Origin of the sequence: Pseudomonas hamedanensis, from assembly GCF_014268595.2 — a bacterium.
Classification (GTDB): Bacteria; Pseudomonadota; Gammaproteobacteria; order Pseudomonadales; family Pseudomonadaceae; genus Aquipseudomonas; species Aquipseudomonas hamedanensis.
In genome coordinates, this window is record NZ_CP077091.1 from 5969183 (window position 1) to 5987549 (window position 18367).

An 18367-nucleotide genomic window follows, 5' to 3' on the forward strand; every position below is an offset into this window, starting at 1 on the left:
CCGGAAGTTTTTGGTACTGTCGTTTCGTTCACCTACAACAATAAATAAACGGACTTGCTCATGAATAAAAAGACGTTGTTTGCACCCATGGCCGGCTGCCTGCTCGCGCTGGCCTGCGCCCAGGCGAATGCGGCGCCCAACCCCTATTCGAATTTCATTGTGTTTGGCGACAGCCTCAATGACGCCGGGACGTTCGCCGACAGCGGCGGGCCGGCAGGCGCCACCGAGCGTTACACCAACCGCACCGGGCCGCTGTATCAGGATGGCAGCGGCGAACTGTATTCGTTGAATTCCACCCAACTGCTGGGCGGCCGCCTGGGCTTCACGGCGGATCAGACAGCGTCGTCGAGTTCAGCCGTGCGCGCCGACAACGGCCAGGTCGACGGCAGCAACTGGGCGGTCGGCGGTTATCGCACCGACCAGATTCTCGACTCGATCACTACGCAATCGGCCACGGGCGAACGTACCCGCGCCGGCTACTTGCCGTCGAACGGTTTGCGTGCCGACCCGAACGCCCTCTATTACATTTCCGGCGGCGGCAACGACTTCCTGCAAGGCCGTGTCCTCAGTCTGCCCCAGGCCAGTGCCGCTGCCGATCGCCTGGCTGACAGCGTGCAAACCCTGCAAACCGCCGGCGCCAAATACGTGATGGTCTGGCTGTTGCCCGACGTTGGCTTGACCCCGGCCCTGAACGGCACGCCGCTGCAGGCATTCAGCAGTACCCTCGCCAACCAGTTCAACAGCCAGTTGGTGACGCGTCTGCAAGGCATCGACGCCGAAATCATCCCGTTGAATATTCCGGCGCTGCTCTCGGAGGCTTTTGCCGATCCGGGACGCTTTGGCCTGGCCACTGACCAGAACCTCACCGCGACCTGTTTCAGCGGCAACGGCTGCCCCGAAAACGCCCGTTACGGGATCAACAGTGCCACGCCGGATCCGACCAAGTTGATCTACAACGACGGCGTGCACCCAACCGAGTCCGGGCAGAAGCTGATCGCCGATTACGCTTATTCCTTGCTGGCAGCGCCGTGGGAATTAAGCCTGCTGACGGAAATGGCCCACGGCACCGTGCGTGCACATCAGGATGAATTGCGTAACCAGTGGCAGGCGGACTGGGAGAACTGGCAAGCGGTCGGCCAATGGCGCGCCCTTGTCTCTGCAGGCGGCCAGCACCTGGATGTCGACAGCCAAAGCAGCGGCGCCAGCGCCGATGGCAGCGGTTATAACCTCAACGTCGGCGGCAGCTATCGCCTCAACGATGCCTGGCGTGTGGGCGTGGCAGCAGGTTTCTACCGGCAGAACCTGGAGGCCGGGCACAACGACTCGGACTACAAACTCAACAGCTACATGGGCACCGCATTCGCCCAGTTCCAGCAGAACCGCTGGTGGGCTGATGCCGCACTGACCGGCGGCAAACTCGACTACGACAACCTCAAGCGCAAGTTTGACCTCGGCGCCAGCGAGGGTGCGGAGAAAGGCGATACCGACGGCAGCCTGTGGGCGTTCAGCACCCGTATCGGTTATGACATTGCCCAGCCGGGCAGCGAATGGCACCTGTCGCCGTTCGTCAGCGCCGACTACGCCAGCGTCGATGTCGACGGTTACTCGGAAAAGAGCAATCGCGCCACCGCGCTGAGCTTCGATGACCAGAGTCGCGATTCGAAACGCCTGGGCCTGGGTATTCAGGGCAAGTACAACTTCACCGCGCAAACCCAGGTGTACGGCGAATACGCGCATGAGCGGGAGTACGAAGATGACGTGCAGAAGGTCAACATCGCGCTTAACACTTTGCCGGCCAATGACTTCACGCTTGAAGGCTACACACCGGCGAGCCACCTGAACCGCTTGAGCCTGGGAGTCAGTCACAAGCTGACGACGGATCTGGCGTTGCGCGCTGGTTATACGCTGCGCAAGGACGATGACTTCAAGCAGCAGGGCTTGAATGTCGGGGTTGTGCTGGATTTCTGAGTTGCAGACGCAAAAAAGCGGCGCCCTCACAGGCGCCGCTTTTTTTTGCCCCGACACAATCCAAATGTAGGAGTGAGCCTGCTCGCGATTGCGGTGGGTCAGTCAACGAATATGTTGAATATTAGTCCGCAATCGCGAGCAGGCTCACTCCTACAAGGGTTTTGTGTTGGCTCAGGCTTGCGGGGTTTGTTCGGCAAGGGCCACGGCGCGGAACATCGCGCGGCGCTTGTTCAGGGTTTCTTCCCATTCCAGCGCCGGCACCGAGTCGGCGACGATGCCGCCACCGGCCTGCACGTGCAGTTCACCGTTCTTGATCACCGCCGTGCGGATCGCAATGGCCGTGTCCATGTTGCCGTTCCAGGCGAAGTAACCGACTGCGCCGCCATACACGCCACGCTTGACCGGCTCGAGTTCGTCGATGATTTCCATCGCGCGAATCTTCGGCGCGCCGGACAAAGTGCCCGCCGGCAGAATCGCCCGCAGCGCGTCCATCGCAGTCAGGCCGGCCTTCAACTGGCCGGTGACGTTGGAGACGATGTGCATCACGTTGGAATAACGCTCAATGACCATCTTCTCGGTGAGCTTCACCGAGCCGATTTCCGAGACGCGCCCGGTGTCGTTGCGGCCCAGGTCGATCAGCATTAAATGCTCGGCGATCTCTTTGTCGTCCGACAGCAAGTCTTGTTCCAGCGCCACATCGGCTTCTTCGGTGGCGCCACGCGGGCGCGTACCGGCAATCGGACGCACGGTGATCAGGTTGTCTTCGACCCGCACCAGCACTTCCGGCGAACTGCCGACGACGTGGAAATCGCCGAAGTTGAAGAAGTACATGTATGGCGTCGGGTTGAAGCAACGCAGGGCACGGTACAGATCGATCGGCGCTGCCTTGAAATCGATCGACATGCGCTGCGACGGCACCACCTGCATGCAGTCACCGGCAAGGATGTATTCCTTGATGGTGTCGACGGCTTTTTCGTAATCGTCCTGAGTGAAACTCGAACGAAACACCGGATCGGCCGACTGCTGCTTGCTGAAATCCAGGCCACGACGCGGGGTGATCGGCTGGCGCAGTTTTTCCAACAGCGTCTGCAGTTGCGCCTGCCCCTGCTCGAAGGCATCGGCCTGGGCCGGATCGGCGAGGACGATTGCGTGCATCTTGCCGGCGAGGTTGTCGAACACCACGACCGCGTCGGACACCATGAGCAGAATATCCGGAACGCCCAGCGGATCCGGGTTCGGGCACGTGCCCAGGCGCTTCTCGACATACCGCACGCAGTCGTAACCGAAGTAACCGACCAGACCACCATTGAAGCGCGGCAGACCGGCGATGGTCGGCACGTTGTAGCGCGCCTTGAAGGTTTCGACAAAGGCCAGCGGATCATCGACATCGTGACTTTCGGTCTCGACGCCATCAACGGTGATGCTCACGTGATGGTCGTGGACCCGCAGCACGGTGCGGCACGGCAAACCGATGATCGAGTAACGGCCCCATTTCTCGCCGCCCTGCACCGATTCGAGCAGGTAGGAGTTGGGCTGGTCGGCCAGTTTCAGGTAGATCGACAGCGGCGTGTCGAAGTCGGCCAGGGTTTCGCAGGCCAGCGGGATGCGGTTGTAGCCGTCAGCGGCCAGACGCAGGAATTCTTCGCGGATCATAAGGTGCCTCGTGGTGTGAGGTGCAATCAGTCAGTCAGGCAAACGCGCCGGCAGGCCGGCCAGAATCAGTCAGGCGCGCCAACGCCAGCGGGCCAGGGCCTTGATGACTTTCATCCAGAGTTTGCGGGTGACCACCACGATGGCGTTTCCAGAAGGGGGTTGAGCAGCGTCGGGCAACGTTATCTCAGCGGCCGTGACGAGGCAACCGGGAATTAGTTTGCGCAGATCGTCGATCACCAGTGCCGGCGATTCCTCGGCAATTGGCCGGCCATGGTTATAGCCGTAACTCAGTGCCACACACTTGACCCCCGCCGCTTTCGCCGCCAGCACGTCACTGCGCGAGTCACCGACGAACAAGGATTGCGAGGCCGGAATGTTGGCCATTTTCATCACGAAGAACAGCGCGGCCGGGTCAGGTTTCTTCTGCGGCAGGGTGTCGCCGCCGATGATCCACTTGAAGTAACGGCCGATTTTCATCTGATCCAGCAGCGGCGCGACGAAACGCTCCGGCTTGTTGGTGATCAACGCCATGGCCACGCCTTGTTTGTGCAGCCACTTGAGGGTGTCGCGCACACCGGGATACACCACGGTCAGCTCATGGCTGGCGCCGTAGGCCTCCATGAAAATCTCCAGCGCACGCTCGGCCTCGGTGTCATCCACCGCCGTGTGATCGATGCCACCGGCCAGCGCGCGACGCACCAGCACCGGTGCGCCATTGCCAACCCATTCGCGCACCGCCGCGATGCCCGCAGGCGGGCGGCCGAGGGTGAGCAGCATGCGATCCACCGCCACCGCCAGATCGGGAACAGAATCGATCAGGGTGCCATCCAGATCGAACATCACCAACCGTGGCAGCTGCCCTGGGAACAACTGCTCAAAACCGCTCATGGCCGCGCCAGTGCCAGTTCGGAACGCATCTTGTCGATGACTTCCTGATAGTTTGGCGCGTTGAAAATGGCCGAACCGGCGACAAAGGTGTCAGCGCCAGCGGCAGCGATTTCGCGGATGTTGTTGACGTTGACGCCGCCGTCGATTTCCAGGCGGATGTCACGGCCCGAAGCGTCGATGATCGCCCGCGCTTCACGCAGTTTGTCGAGGGTGCCGGGAATGAACTTCTGCCCGCCGAAGCCTGGGTTGACGCTCATCAGCAAAACCATGTCGACCTTGTCGATCACGTACTTGAGCACGTCCAGCGGGGTCGCCGGGTTGAACACCAGGCCGGACTTGCAGCCACCTTCACGGATCAGTTGCAGCGAGCGGTCGACGTGCAGCGTGGCTTCCGGGTGAAAGGTGATGTACGTCGCGCCGGCCTCGATGAAATCGCCAACGATGCGATCCACCGGGCTGACCATCAGGTGCGCGTCGATCGGCGCGGTGACGCCGTACTTGCGCAGTGCGGCGCAGACCATCGGGCCGATGGTCAGGTTCGGCACGTAGTGGTTGTCCATGACGTCGAAATGGACGAAGTCGGCGCCGGCGGCGAGAACGTTGTCCACTTCCTCGCCGAGGCGGGCGAAGTCGGCGGAGAGGATCGACGGAGCAATTACGAAGGGCTGCATGACGCACCTGTGCTGAGCTAAATCACGATGGCGCGCATTGTATACCTCAAGTTTGTGCGCACGCACCGTGACCGCGATGATTGGGTTGTGCCATGAGTCCTCAGCGACTGTGCCTCAGTAGGCCGCGCGGTAGATCTTCTCGATGTCGGCGGCGCTGAGCTTGCGCGGATTGTTGCGCATCAGGCGCTCGATCCCGGCGGCTTCCACGGCCATCGCCGGGATCGCCTCTTCCGGCACGCCGAAGCTGCGCAGCCCGGCGGGGATTTCTACCGCCGCGCACAAGTCCGTCATCGCCTGCACGGCTTTGTCCGCCGCCTCGTTCGCGCTCAGATGAGCGGTCTTCACGCCCATGGCTTCGGCAATATCCTGCATGCGTTCGACGCAGGCCATTTTGTTCCAGGTCATGACATAGGGCAGCAGCAAGGCGTTACTGACGCCGTGGGCAATGTTGAAACGCCCGCCCAGCGGATAGGCCAACGCATGCACTGCACCCACCCCGGCGTTGCCGAACGCCATGCCGGCCATCAGGCTGGCGGTGGCCATGTCTTCGCGCGCTTGCAGGTTGGCGCCGTTGGCGTAAGCCTTGGGCAAGGCGCTGGCAATCAGTTTGATCGCACCAATGGCGAGGGAATCGGTGATCGGCGAGGCATTCACCGACAGATAGGATTCGATGGCGTGCACCAGCGCATCGACGCCACTGGCCGCGGTGACGCTGCGCGGACAGGTCAGGGTCATTTGCGGGCTGACCAGTGCGACGTCCGGCAGCAGGAAATCGCTGACGATGCCTTTCTTCAGTTGCGCAACCTTGTCCGAAAGAATCGCGACGTTGGTCACCTCCGAGCCGGTGCCGGCGGTGGTCGGGATGGCGATCAGCGGCGGGCCTTTGCGCGGCACCTGATCGACGCCGAACAGGTCCTCAAGTGCGCCGTGGTAACCGGCGTACGCGGCGACACTTTTGGCGATGTCGATGGCGCTGCCGCCACCGAGGCCGATCAAACCGTCATGCCCGCCTTCGCGGTAGGCGCGCATGCAGTCCTCGACGATGGCGATCTCCGGGTCGGGCAGCACGCGGTCGAAAATCTCGTACTCGCGCCCACCGAGTTGTACCAGCGCCAGCTCGACGGTGCCGGACTTGACCAGCGCGGCGTCGGTGACGATCAGCGGGTTGTCGATGTCCAGCCGGGTGAGCTCTGCCGCCAGTTGTTCGATGGCTGCGGCGCCGGTGATCAGTTTGTGAGCGATTTTGAACTGGGACAGACTCATGGTGCGCAGCCTCTTATAGATAGGGGAGCTGGGCACAAGATTAGCTGGGGATTTGGGGTTGTCTGCTATTCAGGGTGTGAATGACCGAGAACGTTCACTACTCCGCTCACTGATCGTTCCCACGCTCCGCGTGGTAACGCAGCCGGGGACGCTCTGCGTCCCATCCACGAGCTGGAACGCGGAGCGTCCCGAGAGGCATTCCCACGCGGAGCGTGGGAACGATCAGCGTCAGATTTGGGCGGTACGCAGTTTCTCGCTTCGGCCACGCAGCCATTCCAGGGTCAGCAGCAAGATCACCGAGAAGGCAATCAGCAACGTCGCGGCAGCGGCGATAGTCGGACTGAGGTTCTCGCGAATCCCGCTGAACATCTGCCGAGGCAAGGTCGCCTGCTCGGGCCCTGCCAGAAACAGCGTCACCACCACTTCATCAAACGAAGTGGCAAAGGCAAACAGCGCCCCGGAAATCACCCCCGGCGCGATCAGCGGCAAGGTCACCCGGCGAAACGCGGTCAGCGGCGAAGCCCCAAGGCTGGCAGCCGCTCGCACCAGATTGTGATTAAAGCCCTGCAACGTCGCCGACACGGTGATGATCACAAACGGCACACCCAGTACCGCGTGCACGACGATTAGCGAGAAGAAACTATTGCCAAGGCCCAGCGGCGCGAAGAACAGATAACTCGCCACACCGATGATCACTACCGGTACCACCATCGGCGAAATCACCAGCGCCATCACCAGCGATTTGCCCGGGAAGTCCCCGCGAGTCAGGCCGATGGCCGCCAGGGTGCCGAAAATCATCGCCAGCACGGTCGCGGCCGGAGCAACGATGATGCTGTTCTTCAGGGCGCGCATCCATTCCGCCGAGGCAAAGAAGTCGTGGTACCACTGCAGCGAAAAACCCTGCAGGGGGTAGACCAGAAAACTTCCCGAGTTGAACGACAGCGGCACGATCACCAGCACCGGCAGAATCAGGAACAACAGGATCAGGCCGCAGAGGATCCGCAGGCTGTAGAACCACACCCGTTCAACGGGCGACATGTAAGGACTCAGCATTGCAAATTCCCCTTAGCTCAGGCGCAGGCGACTGGCGCCCACCAGCCAGCTGTAGATCAGATAAAGCACCACGGTCGCCAGCAAGAGCAGACCGCCCAGCGCGGTGGCCATGCCCCAGTTGATGCTGGTGTTGGTGTAGAAGGCGACGAAGTAGCTGACCATTTGGTCGTTCGGGCTGCCGAGCAGCGCCGGGGTGATGTAGTAGCCGATGGCGAGGATGAACACCAACAGGCACCCGGCGCCGACGCCGGCGTAGGTCTGCGGGAAGTACACCCGCCAGAAACTGGCGAACGGATGGCAGCCGAGGGAAATCGCCGCGCGCATGTAGGTTGGCGAGATGCCTTTCATCACGCTGTAGATCGGCAGAATCATGAACGGCAGCAGAATGTGCACCATCGAGATGTAGACGCCGGTACGGTTGAACACCAACTCCAGCGGCTTATCAATGATGCCCATCGCCAGCAATGCGCTGTTGATCAGACCGCCGGATTGCAGCAACACGATCCACGCGGCAACGCGCACCAGAATCGAAGTCCAGAACGGCAGCAACACCAGAATCATCAGCAGGTTGCTCTGTCGCGATGGCAGGTTCGCCAGCAGGTACGCCAATGGATAAGCCAGCAACAGGCAGATCACGGTGATGACCAGCCCCATCCAGAAGGTGCGGGCAAAGATGTCGAGGTAGATTGCCTGGTCCGGGGTCGCCGGGGCGAGCTCGCCGAGGTCATCGATTCGGTGGTCGACCGCCGCGAGCAAGTAATACGGGGTGATGCTATTGGTGTTGCGCTTGACCGCTTGCCAGTAGGCCGGATCGCCCCAACGCTCGTCCAGCGCTTCGAGCGCTTCTTTATAGGAGGCCGGTTCGCTGGCGAACGGCAGCGCACGAGCGGTTTTGGTCAGCAGGCTGCGGTAGCCGGCCAACTCCATGTTCAAGCGCTTGGACAGATCGCCCAGCGTCTGGTTTTTGCGGGCTTCGGCGAGGTCTTCGCTGGCAGCCTTGTACACCGGTTCGGCGGGCAGACCGCGGCCGTCCCAACCCGCGATGGCCGTAACGGTGCGCGGCATGCCGCCGACCACTTCCGGGTTGCCGACGCTTTTATAGAGCAGCGCCACGATCGGCACCAGAAACACCAGCAACAGAAACAGCACCAGCGGCGCAATCAGCGCCTGCGCTTTCCAGCGGTTGACCCGCTCGGCGTGCTTGAGCTTCTGCTTCAAGGTGGGGCTGGCGCCCTCGTTCAGGGGAACGGCGATGGCCATGACGTACTCCGCAAATCTTTTGATCGTTACAGAGGTGGCGAGCCACCTCTGTTGTATTGAAACACCGCTAACTGTGGGAGCGAGCCTTGTGGCGAGGGGATTTATCCCCGTTCGGCTGCGCAGCAGTCGTAAAACCTGAGAATGCGGTTTATCTGACCCACCGAGCGGGTATGGCTTTGGGGCTGCTTCGCAACCCGACGGGGATAAATCCCCTCGCCACACATTCACCCTTGCCATTTCCCGTACAGGTAAGAAAGTGGTTATTTCGCAGCCCAGGAATTAAAGCGCTGTTCCAGCTGCTCGCCGTTGTCAGCCCAGAAGCTGACGTCGATCTGCACCTGGTTGGCGATGTTTTCCGGGGTGGTCGGCATGTCTTTCAGAACATCCTTGGCCAGCAGCGGCACTGCCTGAGTGTTGGCCGGGCCGTAGGCGATGTTTTCCGAATAGGTCTTCTGCTGCTGCGGCTGCACCGAGAAGGCGATGAATTTCTTCGCCGCTTCGGCGCGCTTGGCGTCCAGGCCTTTAGGGATCGCCCAGGCGTCGAAGTCGTAGATGCCGCCGTTCCACACCACTTTCAGGTTGGATTCTTTCTGCACGGCGGCGATACGACCGTTATAGGCCGAGCTCATGACCACATCACCAGAAGCGAGGTATTGCGGCGGTTGCGCGCCGGCTTCCCACCATTGAATGCTTGGCTTGAGTTCATCGAGTTTTTTGAACGCGCGATCCTGACCGTCCTTGCCGGCCAGCACCTTGTAGACGTCTTTTGGCGCCACGCCATCGGCCATCAACGCGAATTCAAGGGTGTACTTGGCGCCTTTACGCAGGCCACGCTTGCCCGGGAATTGCTTGGTGTCCCAGAAATCCGCCCAACTGGTCGGTGCGGTTTTCAGCTTGTCGGCGTTGTAAGCAAGCACAGTCGACCAGACGAAGAAACCCACGCCGCACGGCTGAATCGCGCCTTTGACGTAGTCTTCGGTCTTGCCGAACAGGGCTGGGTCGAGTTGCTCGAACATGTCTTCGTCGCAACCACGGGACAGCTCTGGCGATTCAACTTCTACCAAGTCCCAGGACACGCTCTTGGTGTCGACCATGGCTTTGACCTTGGCCATTTCGCCGTTGTACTCGCCGGCAACAATCTTCCCATTGCCTGCTGCTTCCCACGGGGCATAGAAGGCTTTGACTTGCGCCGCCTTGTTCGCCCCGCCAAACGACACCACGGTCAAATCCGGGCCGGCGGCCATCGCGCCGGTCGCACCCATCAGGCCCAGAGTCAGGGCGGTGAACTTCAGGGATCTCAACATTTATTGTTCTCTCCACGTGCAGGGTTGGTGTTGGTATTGCCGGGGCGCTTAGTGCGCCTCTAAAAGAGGATCGAGCGCGCGAACGTGCTCGACCTGCCAGCCAAGCGGAACCACGTCACCGACGCTGAGCGCTGGATCGAGCTCGGCAATCGGTTGTTTCACGAAGAAGTCGGTCTTGCCGCAGACTTCCAGGCGCACCCGGACGTGGTCGCCCAGATAGATGAATTCCGCCACCCTCCCTGAGAAGCGGTTGACACATTGATCGCTGGAGCCGTTGAGGCTGACGCGTTCAGGACGAATCGACAGCGTGACTGGCTCACCGGTCTGGCCGACGTTGACCGCCAGCGCCTCGACCTTTTCGCCGCGGCCCAACTCGACCACGCAGCGCTCGCCGCTCTGGCTGAGCAGGCGCCCGTTGAGGCGATTGTTCTCGCCGATGAAATTGGCGACGAAGGTGTTTTTCGGTTCTTCGTAAAGCGTGCGCGGCGGCGCAATCTGCTGGATCTCGCCCTGATGGAACACCGCGACACGATCCGACATGGTCAGCGCTTCACCCTGGTCGTGGGTCACATAGACCACGGTTACGCCGAGGCGCTGGTGCAGGTGTTTGATCTCCATCTGCATGTGTTCGCGCAGTTGTTTGTCGAGCGCGCCCAACGGTTCGTCCATCAACACCAGTTGCGGTTCGAACACCAGCGCACGGGCCAGCGCCACACGTTGCTGCTGCCCACCGGACAACTGCGCCGGATAGCGCGAAGCGAACGCGTCGAGCTGGACCATGCTGAGGACTTTCTTCACCCGGTCGCTGACGTCGCTTTTGTTCAGGCCACGGACGGTCAGCGGGAAGGCGAGGTTCTCGGCCACGGTCATGTGCGGGAACAATGCGTAGTTCTGAAACACCATGCCGATGTCGCGCTTGTGCGGTGGCACGTTGTTGATCGAGCGCCCGGCCAGGAGGATTTCCCCGGCAGTTGGCGTTTCGAAACCGGCGAGCATCATCAGGCTGGTGGTCTTGCCGGAACCGGACGGCCCGAGCAGGGTAAGGAACTCGCCTTTGCGAATGTCCAGGTTGAGGTCTTTGACGATCAGGTTCTCGCCGTCGTAGCTCTTCTGCACTCCACGAAAGCTGACCAGCACATCACTGGCCCCTGCGTTTGAATCGACCTGGCTCATACCCGCACCTTTGTTGTTGATGACTGCTTGTTCATCAAGCCTAGTGGCTGGCAGCGGCCACGCAAATCGGGGCGCAGGAGAGAATCGCTTAAGCGCGATGGAAGATTGGGGGTAGGGATTGCCCTACAAGGATGGCGCTAATGGATAAGGCAGTGGCGAGTGGCGAGCTGCAAGCCGCAAGCAAGGGCAAAAGCGTCTGTCGTGAATGGATATGCCCGCACGCAAATCCCCTGTAGGAGTGAGCCTGCTCGCGATAGCGGTAGGTCAGTCGCTGAATTGTTTTCAGAAAGGACGCTATCGCGAGCAGGCTCACTCCTACAATTTGATCGCGGTGATGCTCAGAGGAGTTTATGTTCCATCGCATATTTGACCAGTTCGGCCAGTGAAGTGATGTTGAGCTTCTGCATCAGCCTTGCCTTGTGCGTGCTGATGGTCTTGCTGCTCAGAGCCAGTTGCTGGGCGATGTCGTTGACGTTGGCGCCCTGGGCCAGGCGTTCGAACACCGAGAACTCGCGCTCGGACAACAGCGAATGCAGTGGCCGGGTATCGGTCAACCCGACTTCGAAGACCATGCGATCGGCCAGATCCGGATCGATGTAACGCCCGCCTGCCGCCACTTTACGAATGGCTGTGAGCAACAGCGCCGGATCGCTGTCTTTAGTCGCATACCCGGCCGCGCCGACCTTTAATGCGCGCGCGGCCATCTGCGCTTCGTCATGCATCGACAACACCAGAATCGCCGGCGGGTTGTTCAGTGCGCGGATGCGCGGAATCGCTTCCAAACCATTGACCCCAGGCATGGAGATGTCCAGCAACACCACTTCACAAGGCACGCTGCGCAGGGTTTCGAGCAGTTGCTCACCATTGCTCGCCTCACCCACCACTTGCAGGTCCTTGGCCAGGCCAATCAATTGCTTGATGCCCTCGCGAACGATGGTGTGGTCTTCGGCTACCAGTACACGGATCACAGTCTTCTCCAGATTTCAGGTACACACCCATTCCTGTAGGAGTGAGCCTGCTCGCGATAGCGTCAGCCCAAACACCACAGACTTTCAGACCTCACTCACCGGCACCCGCACCACCAGACTGGTGCCCTCCCCCGGCTCACTCACAAGCTCCAGCCGCCCGCCCATGATCAACACCCGCTCACGCATGCCAACCAATCCAAACGACGTCGGCCGCCCCTCGGCAACGACAAATCCTACGCCATCGTCGCTGACCGTCAGGCACAATTCATCGCCCGCAAGCTCCAGCGTCAATTCCACGGTATGCGCCTGGGCATGACGCATCACATTGGTCAGCGCCTCCTGCAGGATCCGGAACAGCCCCACCGCTTTGGCATCGCTAAGCGCCGGCAGGTTATCCGGCACCCGCACCAGACACGGAATCTGCGTGCGCGCTTCAAAACGACGCGCCTGCCACTCGATTGCCGAGGCAATCCCGGCATCGAGAATCGGCGGACGCAATGCCGTTGCTACATCACGGACCAACTGAAACAGCTGCGCGATCAGGCGCTTCATGCTGTTGAGCCGTTCGTTCAGACCCGGATCGAGTTGCGCGTAAGCCAGTTCGCACATCGACGTTTCCAGTTTCAGCACGGTCAGCATCTGCCCCAGTTCATCATGGACCTCGCGAGCGATGCGCGCCTTCTCTTCTTCGCGCACGCTCTCAAGGTGCGCCGACAGCTCGCGCAATTGCTCGCGCGAGGCGGCCAGCTCCAGTTCGATGCGTTTGCTTTCGCTGATGTCCCAGACGATGCCGTCCCACACGTAAGCGCCATCTTCCAGCTGCCGGGTGATCGCCTTGATCTCGGCCCAGCGCTGTTCGCCATGGCTCGTGACGATGCGGCCCTGCCACGACCAGTCGCTGTCGGTGTCCAGTGCCTGATCCTGGGTGCGGTGATAACTGGCCTTGTCGTCGGGGTGCACCAGACTGCGCAGGCCCATGTCACGATGGGCGATGACTGCGGGCGCGTAGCCGACCAGACTTTCGCTGCCTTCGCTGATGTAGGCAAAATCGATCTGTCCGGTGACCGGCGCCCGCTCCAGTCGAAACACCAGGCCGGGGACGTTGGCGGCGATGCCTTGCAGCCGCGCTTCACTTTCCTGCAATGCGGCAAGTGCGCGTCGGCGGTCGGTGACGTCGGTGAGGTAGACCACCAGGTATTCGCTGTCGCGAAAACGCAGAAAGCTCAGGGATACGTCCGCTGGCAAGACGCTGCCATCGGCGCGCAGGCAACTGGTTTCGAAGCTCAGCGGCCCCTCTTCACTGGCCCGCGCACGCTTCCAGAGATTGAGCCAGCGGTCCATGTGCAGGCCGGGTTCGAAGTCGATCAGCGGCCGCTCGATCAACCCGCCCGAGGGATAACCGAGCATGTTTTCCGCCGCCCGATTGGCGTAGCGCACATGACTGTCCCAGTTGACCCAAAGGATGCCGACAGTGCTTTGATCGATGGAAAACTGCGTCAGCCGCAACGCCTCTTCGCTGGCCGCCCGTAGCGCAATGTCTTCGCGTGCACTGAGCAAGCGCTGCTCGAGACTGTGCTGCTGGCGCCGCTGCCAGAACACGATCGCCACGCAACTGAGGAGCATCACCGCGAACAACAGGCTGAGGTTTTGCCAGAATCCCGGTGATTCGGCGAGCCGTGGGTATTTCGGCTGTAGCCATTGGTTATGCAGTTGCTCCAGATCCTTGGCCGGGATTGCGCGCAAGGCACTCTGGACGATGCCGGCCAACTCCGGCCAGTCGCGCCGCGAGGCCACACGCAGCAATTGCGGCAGGCCGATATCACCGACCACCACCAGTTCGGCGAATTCCGGCTCTACCGACAGGCGCCCCAACTGCGCTTCGTCGACCACCGCGTACGCCGCCTGCTGACTCAACAGCAATTGCAACGCCTGGCGTTCCAGCGGCACGCCTTGCAGATTCAGATGCGGATAGTTACTGCGCAGATAATCGGCGGTGGTGCTCGGCATGCGCACGGCGACGCGGGTCTGGCTGTCGAGTTTTTCCAGATCGACCGTGCCACTGCTTTTCTGGTCGCTGACCACCAGTTGCGGCACGCGCATGTACGGATCGGAAAACTGCCAGAGGCGCAGCGCGCCCGGGGTCTGGCTCAGACCCGGGGCGATGTCGATTTCGCCTTCGCGCAAAGCGGCCTCCAGTTGCCCGAGATCCTGAAAGTTGCGCCAGCTCAGTTCCACGCCCAGGGTTCTGGCGAGCAATTTCATCAGCTCGACGTTGGCCCCGGACAATCGCTGCAAGCGTCGATCGTAAGTCGCGTAGGGCGCCTGCAAGACCAGGCCGACGCGCAACTCAGGGTGCTGCGCCAGCCATTGCTGCTGGTCTGGCGTCAGTTGCGCGACATGTGCCGGTGGCGCAGGCGCCGCCCAGCCCATCAAGGGAAGCCACAAACAGCCGATAACCCACAGGCAGCAAAATCGCTTCATTGAAGTCTCGTACACTGACAAATTCTGACCAACCCATTAGGCTGCCGGGATACATTTCTGGCCTGGAATAACCGATGCCCTCTGTCTATCGCCTGGCAATGCCAGCATTGTGCCTGTCGCTGATCCTGCCTTGTGCGTTTTCCGTCAGCGCCGCTGATCCGGCACCTGCCCCCGCGGCGGAAAAACCCGCCGAAGAACAACCCGTCGAACGTCAGCCACTGCTTGAGCGTAGTCAGGAAGAAGCGGCGGCACTGCAACGTAAGGTGCCGGCGCAGGAACAGCAACAACTGCAAGCAGGCAGCGAGACGTTTCTGGCCCTGTGGAAGCAGGCCAACACCGCCGAACCGAAAGGCGCGGTGATCATCGTCCCCGGTGCCGGCGAAACCGCTGACTGGCCGCAGGCTATCGGCCCGTTGCGGCAAAAACTGCCGAACGCGCAGTGGAGCAGCCTGAGCATCACCCTGCCTGACGTGCAAGGCGACGCCATCGCCCCGCGCGTGGTCGAACCCGCCGCCGCGCCGAAAGCCCCGGAAACCGCAAGCAAGGACGCCACCACCGCGCAGCCGATCGAACAAGCCGCTGGCGGTGAAGCGGAAGTCGCCGAACAGGTGGTGGCCGAAACTGTCGAGGAACACGCCAAAGCCGATGCCGAGCGCATTTTTGCGCGGATCGATGCGGCCATCGCCTACGCCGAACAGCAGAGTGCGCGCAGCATCGTCGTGCTCGGTCATGGCACCGGGGCCTATTGGGCGGCGCGCTTTTTGAGCGAACGGCAAACTGCGCAGGTGGAAAAACTGGTCATGGTCGATGCACAGACGCCGGCCAAGGCCCTGCCGCCGCTGGCGGAACTGACGCCGACATTGAAGCTGCCGACGGTGGATATTTTCTACATGGACAAAGCGCTGGATCGCAACGCGGCGCTGGAGCGCATGCAGGCGAGCAAGCGCTTGAAGACCTCGGCATTCAGCCAGGTGGCGCTGAAGGTGTTGCCGGACAAGAACGCTGAGCAGGAGCAATTGTTTCGGCGGGTGCGGGGCTGGTTGAGTCCTCAAGCTGTTGACTGACTTTCAGACCGAGTCGCCTGCTTCGCGAGCAAGCTCGCTCCCACATTGAATTGTGTACATAGATCCAATGTGGGAGCGAGCTTGCTCGCGAAGGGGCCAGCACAAACGATATCCATCTACCGCCTAACGAAAATCCCGCCGCTCCCGAATCAGCGTATAGGCGTTATGCAATTCGCGCGTACGCTCCGTCGCCTCGCGCACCTGCGCCGCCGTCGCGCCACTGCCGGCAATCTTGTCGGGGTGATGGCGACTGAGCAGACGCCGATACGCCCGCTTGATCTGCGCCGGCTCACTGCCCGCCGACACCCCGAGCAGTTTCAGCGCTTCCTGATAACTCACCGCCGCGCTGAGGATGGGCCGTTTACCCGGCTCGTAATCGCTGGCCAGCGCTTGCACCTGCTGCGGCGTCCAGCCCAGCCACTTGCCCCACTGCGCCAGCAACTCCCGCTCGCTGACCCCGGCACGACCGTCGGCCCAGACCATCCGCCAACAAGCGCGCAACACGCCTTCCGCCGCGTGGGGCTGTGCACTCAGGCGGCGCAGATAACCTCGCAAATGATCGCTGCCTGACTTGCCACGATTGAACGCGGCGATCGCCCGACGTGTCGCCGGCTCGCTCATTTCCAGCGCGCGCATCTCATTGCGCGCCTGCTGAATGTGCCCATCGGTGACGCGTCCGTCGCTCTTGGCCAGACGCCCAAGCAACACGAACAACAATTCGTCGTTGCGCAGCATCGGCCGACCGCCGAGTCTTTCCCGCAAATGCCCCCAGCTCTGCAGGTGCAGGCGCCGGTCCAGCGCCTGCCCCAACAATGCCCCAAGCATGGCCCCCGGAATGCTGGCAATGGCAAAACCCGCTCCGGCTCCAATCAGAGTCCCTGGCCACAACATGTCAGCGACTCGCTTCTATCAGGGCTTCGGCTTCGGCCAGACGCTCATGCGTACCGACATCCACCCAGTGACCTTTCAGCCGCTCGCCTGTCACTTCGCCGTCGGCCATGGCCTTGCGCAATAACGGCGCGAGTTTGAAGGCGCCGTCGCTGCAGCCATCGAACAACTGCGGGTGGAGCACGGCGATGCCGCTGTAGGTCAGGGTCTGTGCATCAGGCTCGCCGTCCTGCACTTTGCCGTCGAACAGCGTGAAATCACCGTTCGGGTGATGCGCCGGATTATCCGCCAGCACCAGATGCGCCAGGCTGTTGATCGGCTGGTGCAACACGCTGAAGTCGTAATCGGTCCAGATGTCGCCGTTGACCACCACAAACGCATCGTCACCGAGCAACGGCAACGCCCGGAAGATTCCGCCGCCGGTTTCCAGCGGCTCGCCTTCGGGTGAGTACTGAATGCTCAGGCCAAACCGCGAGCCATCACCGAGGTAATCCTCGATCTGCTGACCCAGCCAGGCGTGGTTGATCACGATGTCGTTGAAGCCTGCGGCCGCGAGGGCCCGCAGGTGATATTCAATCAACGGCACGCCACCGGCACGCACCAGTGGTTTCGGCGTGGTCAGGGTCAGCGGGCGCATGCGCTCGCCTTTGCCCGCCGCCAGGATCATTGCCTTCATGCCGTCGCTCCAGCACGCAAGCTGCTGAACAACGCTTGCAGTTCCGCCAGTTCGGGACGCCGGGCGATCACCGCTTCTATATAAGAGAAGAAGCGCGGCACGTCCGCCAGATAGCGTGGCTTGCCGTCGCGGTGGCAGATGCGCGCGAAGATACCGATGACTTTCAGATGGCGCTGCACGCCCATCAAATCGCTGGCGCGCAGGAAGTCTTCGAAATCCGCCTGCACGGGAATATCCAGCGCCGACGCTTGCTGCCAATAACTTTCCAGCCAGCCGCGCACACGTTCTTCAGGCCAACTGAGGAAGGCGTCCTTGAACAGGCAGGTCACGTCATAAGTCACCGGACCATAGACCGCGTCCTGAAAATCCAGCACGCCGGGGTTCGGCTCGCTGATCATCAGGTTGCGCGGCATGTAGTCGCGGTGCACCAGCACTTTGGGCTGCGCCAGGGCGCTGTTGATCAACAGCTCACTGATGCGCTGCCACTGTTGCTGTTGGGTCGTATCGAACTCGACGCCCAGCTCGCGCTTGACGTACCACTCGGGAAACAGCTCCAGCTCGCGACGCAGCAAGGCAACGTCATAACCGGGCAGCGGCGCTACCATCGGCAATTGCTGAAAAGCCAACAGCGCTTGCAGGGCATCGTGAAATAACGCGTCGGCATTTTCGCCGTCGATCACGTCCAGATACGTCTTGTTGCCCAGGTCATTGAGCAAAAGAAATCCGCGATCGAGGTCTTCGGCGTAAATTTTCGGCACATTAATTCCGGATTTCGCCAGCAAAAAGGCGATATCCACGAACGGTTTGCAGTTTTCCTGCGGTGGCGGCGCGTCCATCACGACGAAGCTGCGACCGTCGCCCTCCCAGCGGAAGTAGCGGCGGAAACTCGCGTCGCTGCTGGCCGCGGTCAACGTGGCCGGGGGCACGGGGCCCCAGCCCTGCTCGGCAAACAACTTTGCCAACTGCTCATCGAGCCAAACTTTCAGGTGTTGCAAGCGTACATCTTGGTCAGGCATTGCAAGGGTCTCCGACGGCGCTAGCCGTCAAGCGGGTCATG

The 18367-nt window shown here is 61.4% G+C and carries 15 protein-coding genes; 2 read left to right on the forward strand and 13 right to left on the reverse strand.

Annotated features, from left to right (window positions below; genetic code table 11):
• Nucleotides 1-60 precede the first annotated feature (60 nt).
• Nucleotides 61-1968 carry an esterase EstP gene (gene estP, locus HU739_RS26325; RefSeq protein ID WP_186550934.1) on the forward strand — a complete coding sequence of 636 codons (1908 nt, stop codon included), beginning with the start codon at nucleotides 61-63 and terminating at the stop codon, nucleotides 1966-1968.
• 171 nt (nucleotides 1969-2139) lie between these two features.
• Here estP and trpE read toward each other — a convergent pair whose 3' ends face one another.
• The 10 genes from trpE to HU739_RS26375 all read right to left on the reverse strand — a co-directional run bounded on the left by trpE (nucleotide 2140) and on the right by HU739_RS26375 (nucleotide 14682).
• Nucleotides 2140-3621 (reverse strand): anthranilate synthase component I, encoded by a 1482-nt coding sequence (trpE, locus tag HU739_RS26330; protein ID WP_186550933.1) that lies wholly within the window; start codon nucleotides 3619-3621, stop codon nucleotides 2140-2142.
• 69 nt (nucleotides 3622-3690) lie between these two features.
• A complete protein-coding gene (locus HU739_RS26335; protein WP_186550932.1) occupies nucleotides 3691-4509 on the reverse strand; it encodes a phosphoglycolate phosphatase in 819 nt (272 codons plus the stop codon).
• The gene (rpe, locus tag HU739_RS26340; RefSeq protein WP_007918813.1) at nucleotides 4506-5180 is read right to left on the reverse strand and encodes a ribulose-phosphate 3-epimerase; all 675 of its coding nucleotides are present in this window, start codon (nucleotides 5178-5180) and stop codon (nucleotides 4506-4508) included. The genes HU739_RS26335 and rpe overlap by 4 nt, the downstream gene beginning before the upstream one ends.
• A gap of 114 nt (nucleotides 5181-5294) precedes the next feature.
• Nucleotides 5295-6443, reverse strand: a complete 1149-nt coding sequence (locus HU739_RS26345; RefSeq protein ID WP_186550931.1) for an iron-containing alcohol dehydrogenase — start codon at nucleotides 6441-6443, stop codon at nucleotides 5295-5297.
• A gap of 228 nt (nucleotides 6444-6671) precedes the next feature.
• Nucleotides 6672-7496 (reverse strand): ABC transporter permease, encoded by an 825-nt coding sequence (locus tag HU739_RS26350; protein WP_186550930.1) that lies wholly within the window; start codon nucleotides 7494-7496, stop codon nucleotides 6672-6674.
• A gap of 12 nt (nucleotides 7497-7508) precedes the next feature.
• On the reverse strand, nucleotides 7509-8756 hold the full coding sequence (locus tag HU739_RS26355) for an ABC transporter permease (RefSeq protein WP_186550929.1): 1248 nt from the start codon (nucleotides 8754-8756) through the stop codon (nucleotides 7509-7511).
• A gap of 260 nt (nucleotides 8757-9016) precedes the next feature.
• Nucleotides 9017-10060 (reverse strand): ABC transporter substrate-binding protein, encoded by a 1044-nt coding sequence (locus tag HU739_RS26360; protein ID WP_186550928.1) that lies wholly within the window; start codon nucleotides 10058-10060, stop codon nucleotides 9017-9019.
• Nucleotides 10061-10108: 48 nt separating this feature from the next.
• Nucleotides 10109-11233 carry an ABC transporter ATP-binding protein gene (locus tag HU739_RS26365; protein WP_186550927.1) on the reverse strand — a complete coding sequence of 375 codons (1125 nt, stop codon included), beginning with the start codon at nucleotides 11231-11233 and terminating at the stop codon, nucleotides 10109-10111.
• Between the two features lie 338 nt (nucleotides 11234-11571).
• Entirely contained in the window at nucleotides 11572-12201 is a 630-nt protein-coding gene (locus HU739_RS26370) for a response regulator (protein ID WP_064390776.1), read from the reverse strand.
• 84 nt (nucleotides 12202-12285) lie between these two features.
• Nucleotides 12286-14682, reverse strand: a complete 2397-nt coding sequence (locus HU739_RS26375) for a PAS domain-containing sensor histidine kinase (protein WP_186550926.1) — start codon at nucleotides 14680-14682, stop codon at nucleotides 12286-12288.
• Between the two features lie 74 nt (nucleotides 14683-14756).
• Between HU739_RS26375 and HU739_RS26380 the strand changes: the two genes are divergently transcribed.
• Entirely contained in the window at nucleotides 14757-15746 is a 990-nt protein-coding gene (locus HU739_RS26380; protein WP_186550925.1) for an alpha/beta hydrolase family protein, read from the forward strand.
• A gap of 123 nt (nucleotides 15747-15869) precedes the next feature.
• On the opposite strand, the gene HU739_RS26385 is transcribed toward HU739_RS26380, so the two are convergent.
• The 3 genes from HU739_RS26385 to HU739_RS26395 are packed head-to-tail and all read right to left on the reverse strand — an operon-like array spanning nucleotide 15870 to nucleotide 18326.
• Nucleotides 15870-16637 carry a TerB family tellurite resistance protein gene (locus HU739_RS26385; RefSeq protein ID WP_186550924.1) on the reverse strand — a complete coding sequence of 256 codons (768 nt, stop codon included), beginning with the start codon at nucleotides 16635-16637 and terminating at the stop codon, nucleotides 15870-15872.
• A 1-nt stretch (nucleotide 16638) separates the two neighbouring features.
• Nucleotides 16639-17310, reverse strand: a complete 672-nt coding sequence (gene murU, locus HU739_RS26390; protein ID WP_186550923.1) for an N-acetylmuramate alpha-1-phosphate uridylyltransferase MurU — start codon at nucleotides 17308-17310, stop codon at nucleotides 16639-16641.
• Nucleotides 17307-18326 (reverse strand): aminoglycoside phosphotransferase family protein, encoded by a 1020-nt coding sequence (locus tag HU739_RS26395; RefSeq protein WP_186550922.1) that lies wholly within the window; start codon nucleotides 18324-18326, stop codon nucleotides 17307-17309. Before HU739_RS26395 ends, murU begins: the two co-directional genes overlap by 4 nt.
• Between the last annotated feature and the right edge of the window lie 41 nt (nucleotides 18327-18367).

What these genes read in the sequence shown, in the direction of transcription:
- estP (WP_186550934.1), top strand. Translation starts at nt 61, where the DNA reads ATGAATAAAAAGACGTTGTTTGCACCCATGGCCGGCTGCCTGCTCGCG.
- trpE (WP_186550933.1), bottom strand. Translation starts at nt 3,621, where the DNA reads ATGATCCGCGAAGAATTCCTGCGTCTGGCCGCTGACGGCTACAACCGC.
- HU739_RS26335 (WP_186550932.1), bottom strand. Translation starts at nt 4,509, where the DNA reads ATGAGCGGTTTTGAGCAGTTGTTCCCAGGGCAGCTGCCACGGTTGGTG.
- rpe (WP_007918813.1), bottom strand. Translation starts at nt 5,180, where the DNA reads ATGCAGCCCTTCGTAATTGCTCCGTCGATCCTCTCCGCCGACTTCGCC.
- HU739_RS26345 (WP_186550931.1), bottom strand. Translation starts at nt 6,443, where the DNA reads ATGAGTCTGTCCCAGTTCAAAATCGCTCACAAACTGATCACCGGCGCC.
- HU739_RS26350 (WP_186550930.1), bottom strand. Translation starts at nt 7,496, where the DNA reads ATGCTGAGTCCTTACATGTCGCCCGTTGAACGGGTGTGGTTCTACAGC.
- HU739_RS26355 (WP_186550929.1), bottom strand. Translation starts at nt 8,756, where the DNA reads ATGGCCATCGCCGTTCCCCTGAACGAGGGCGCCAGCCCCACCTTGAAG.
- HU739_RS26360 (WP_186550928.1), bottom strand. Translation starts at nt 10,060, where the DNA reads ATGTTGAGATCCCTGAAGTTCACCGCCCTGACTCTGGGCCTGATGGGT.
- HU739_RS26365 (WP_186550927.1), bottom strand. Translation starts at nt 11,233, where the DNA reads ATGAGCCAGGTCGATTCAAACGCAGGGGCCAGTGATGTGCTGGTCAGC.
- HU739_RS26375 (WP_186550926.1), bottom strand. Translation starts at nt 14,682, where the DNA reads ATGAAGCGATTTTGCTGCCTGTGGGTTATCGGCTGTTTGTGGCTTCCC.
- HU739_RS26380 (WP_186550925.1), top strand. Translation starts at nt 14,757, where the DNA reads ATGCCCTCTGTCTATCGCCTGGCAATGCCAGCATTGTGCCTGTCGCTG.
- HU739_RS26385 (WP_186550924.1), bottom strand. Translation starts at nt 16,637, where the DNA reads ATGTTGTGGCCAGGGACTCTGATTGGAGCCGGAGCGGGTTTTGCCATT.
- murU (WP_186550923.1), bottom strand. Translation starts at nt 17,310, where the DNA reads ATGAAGGCAATGATCCTGGCGGCGGGCAAAGGCGAGCGCATGCGCCCG.
- HU739_RS26395 (WP_186550922.1), bottom strand. Translation starts at nt 18,326, where the DNA reads ATGCCTGACCAAGATGTACGCTTGCAACACCTGAAAGTTTGGCTCGAT.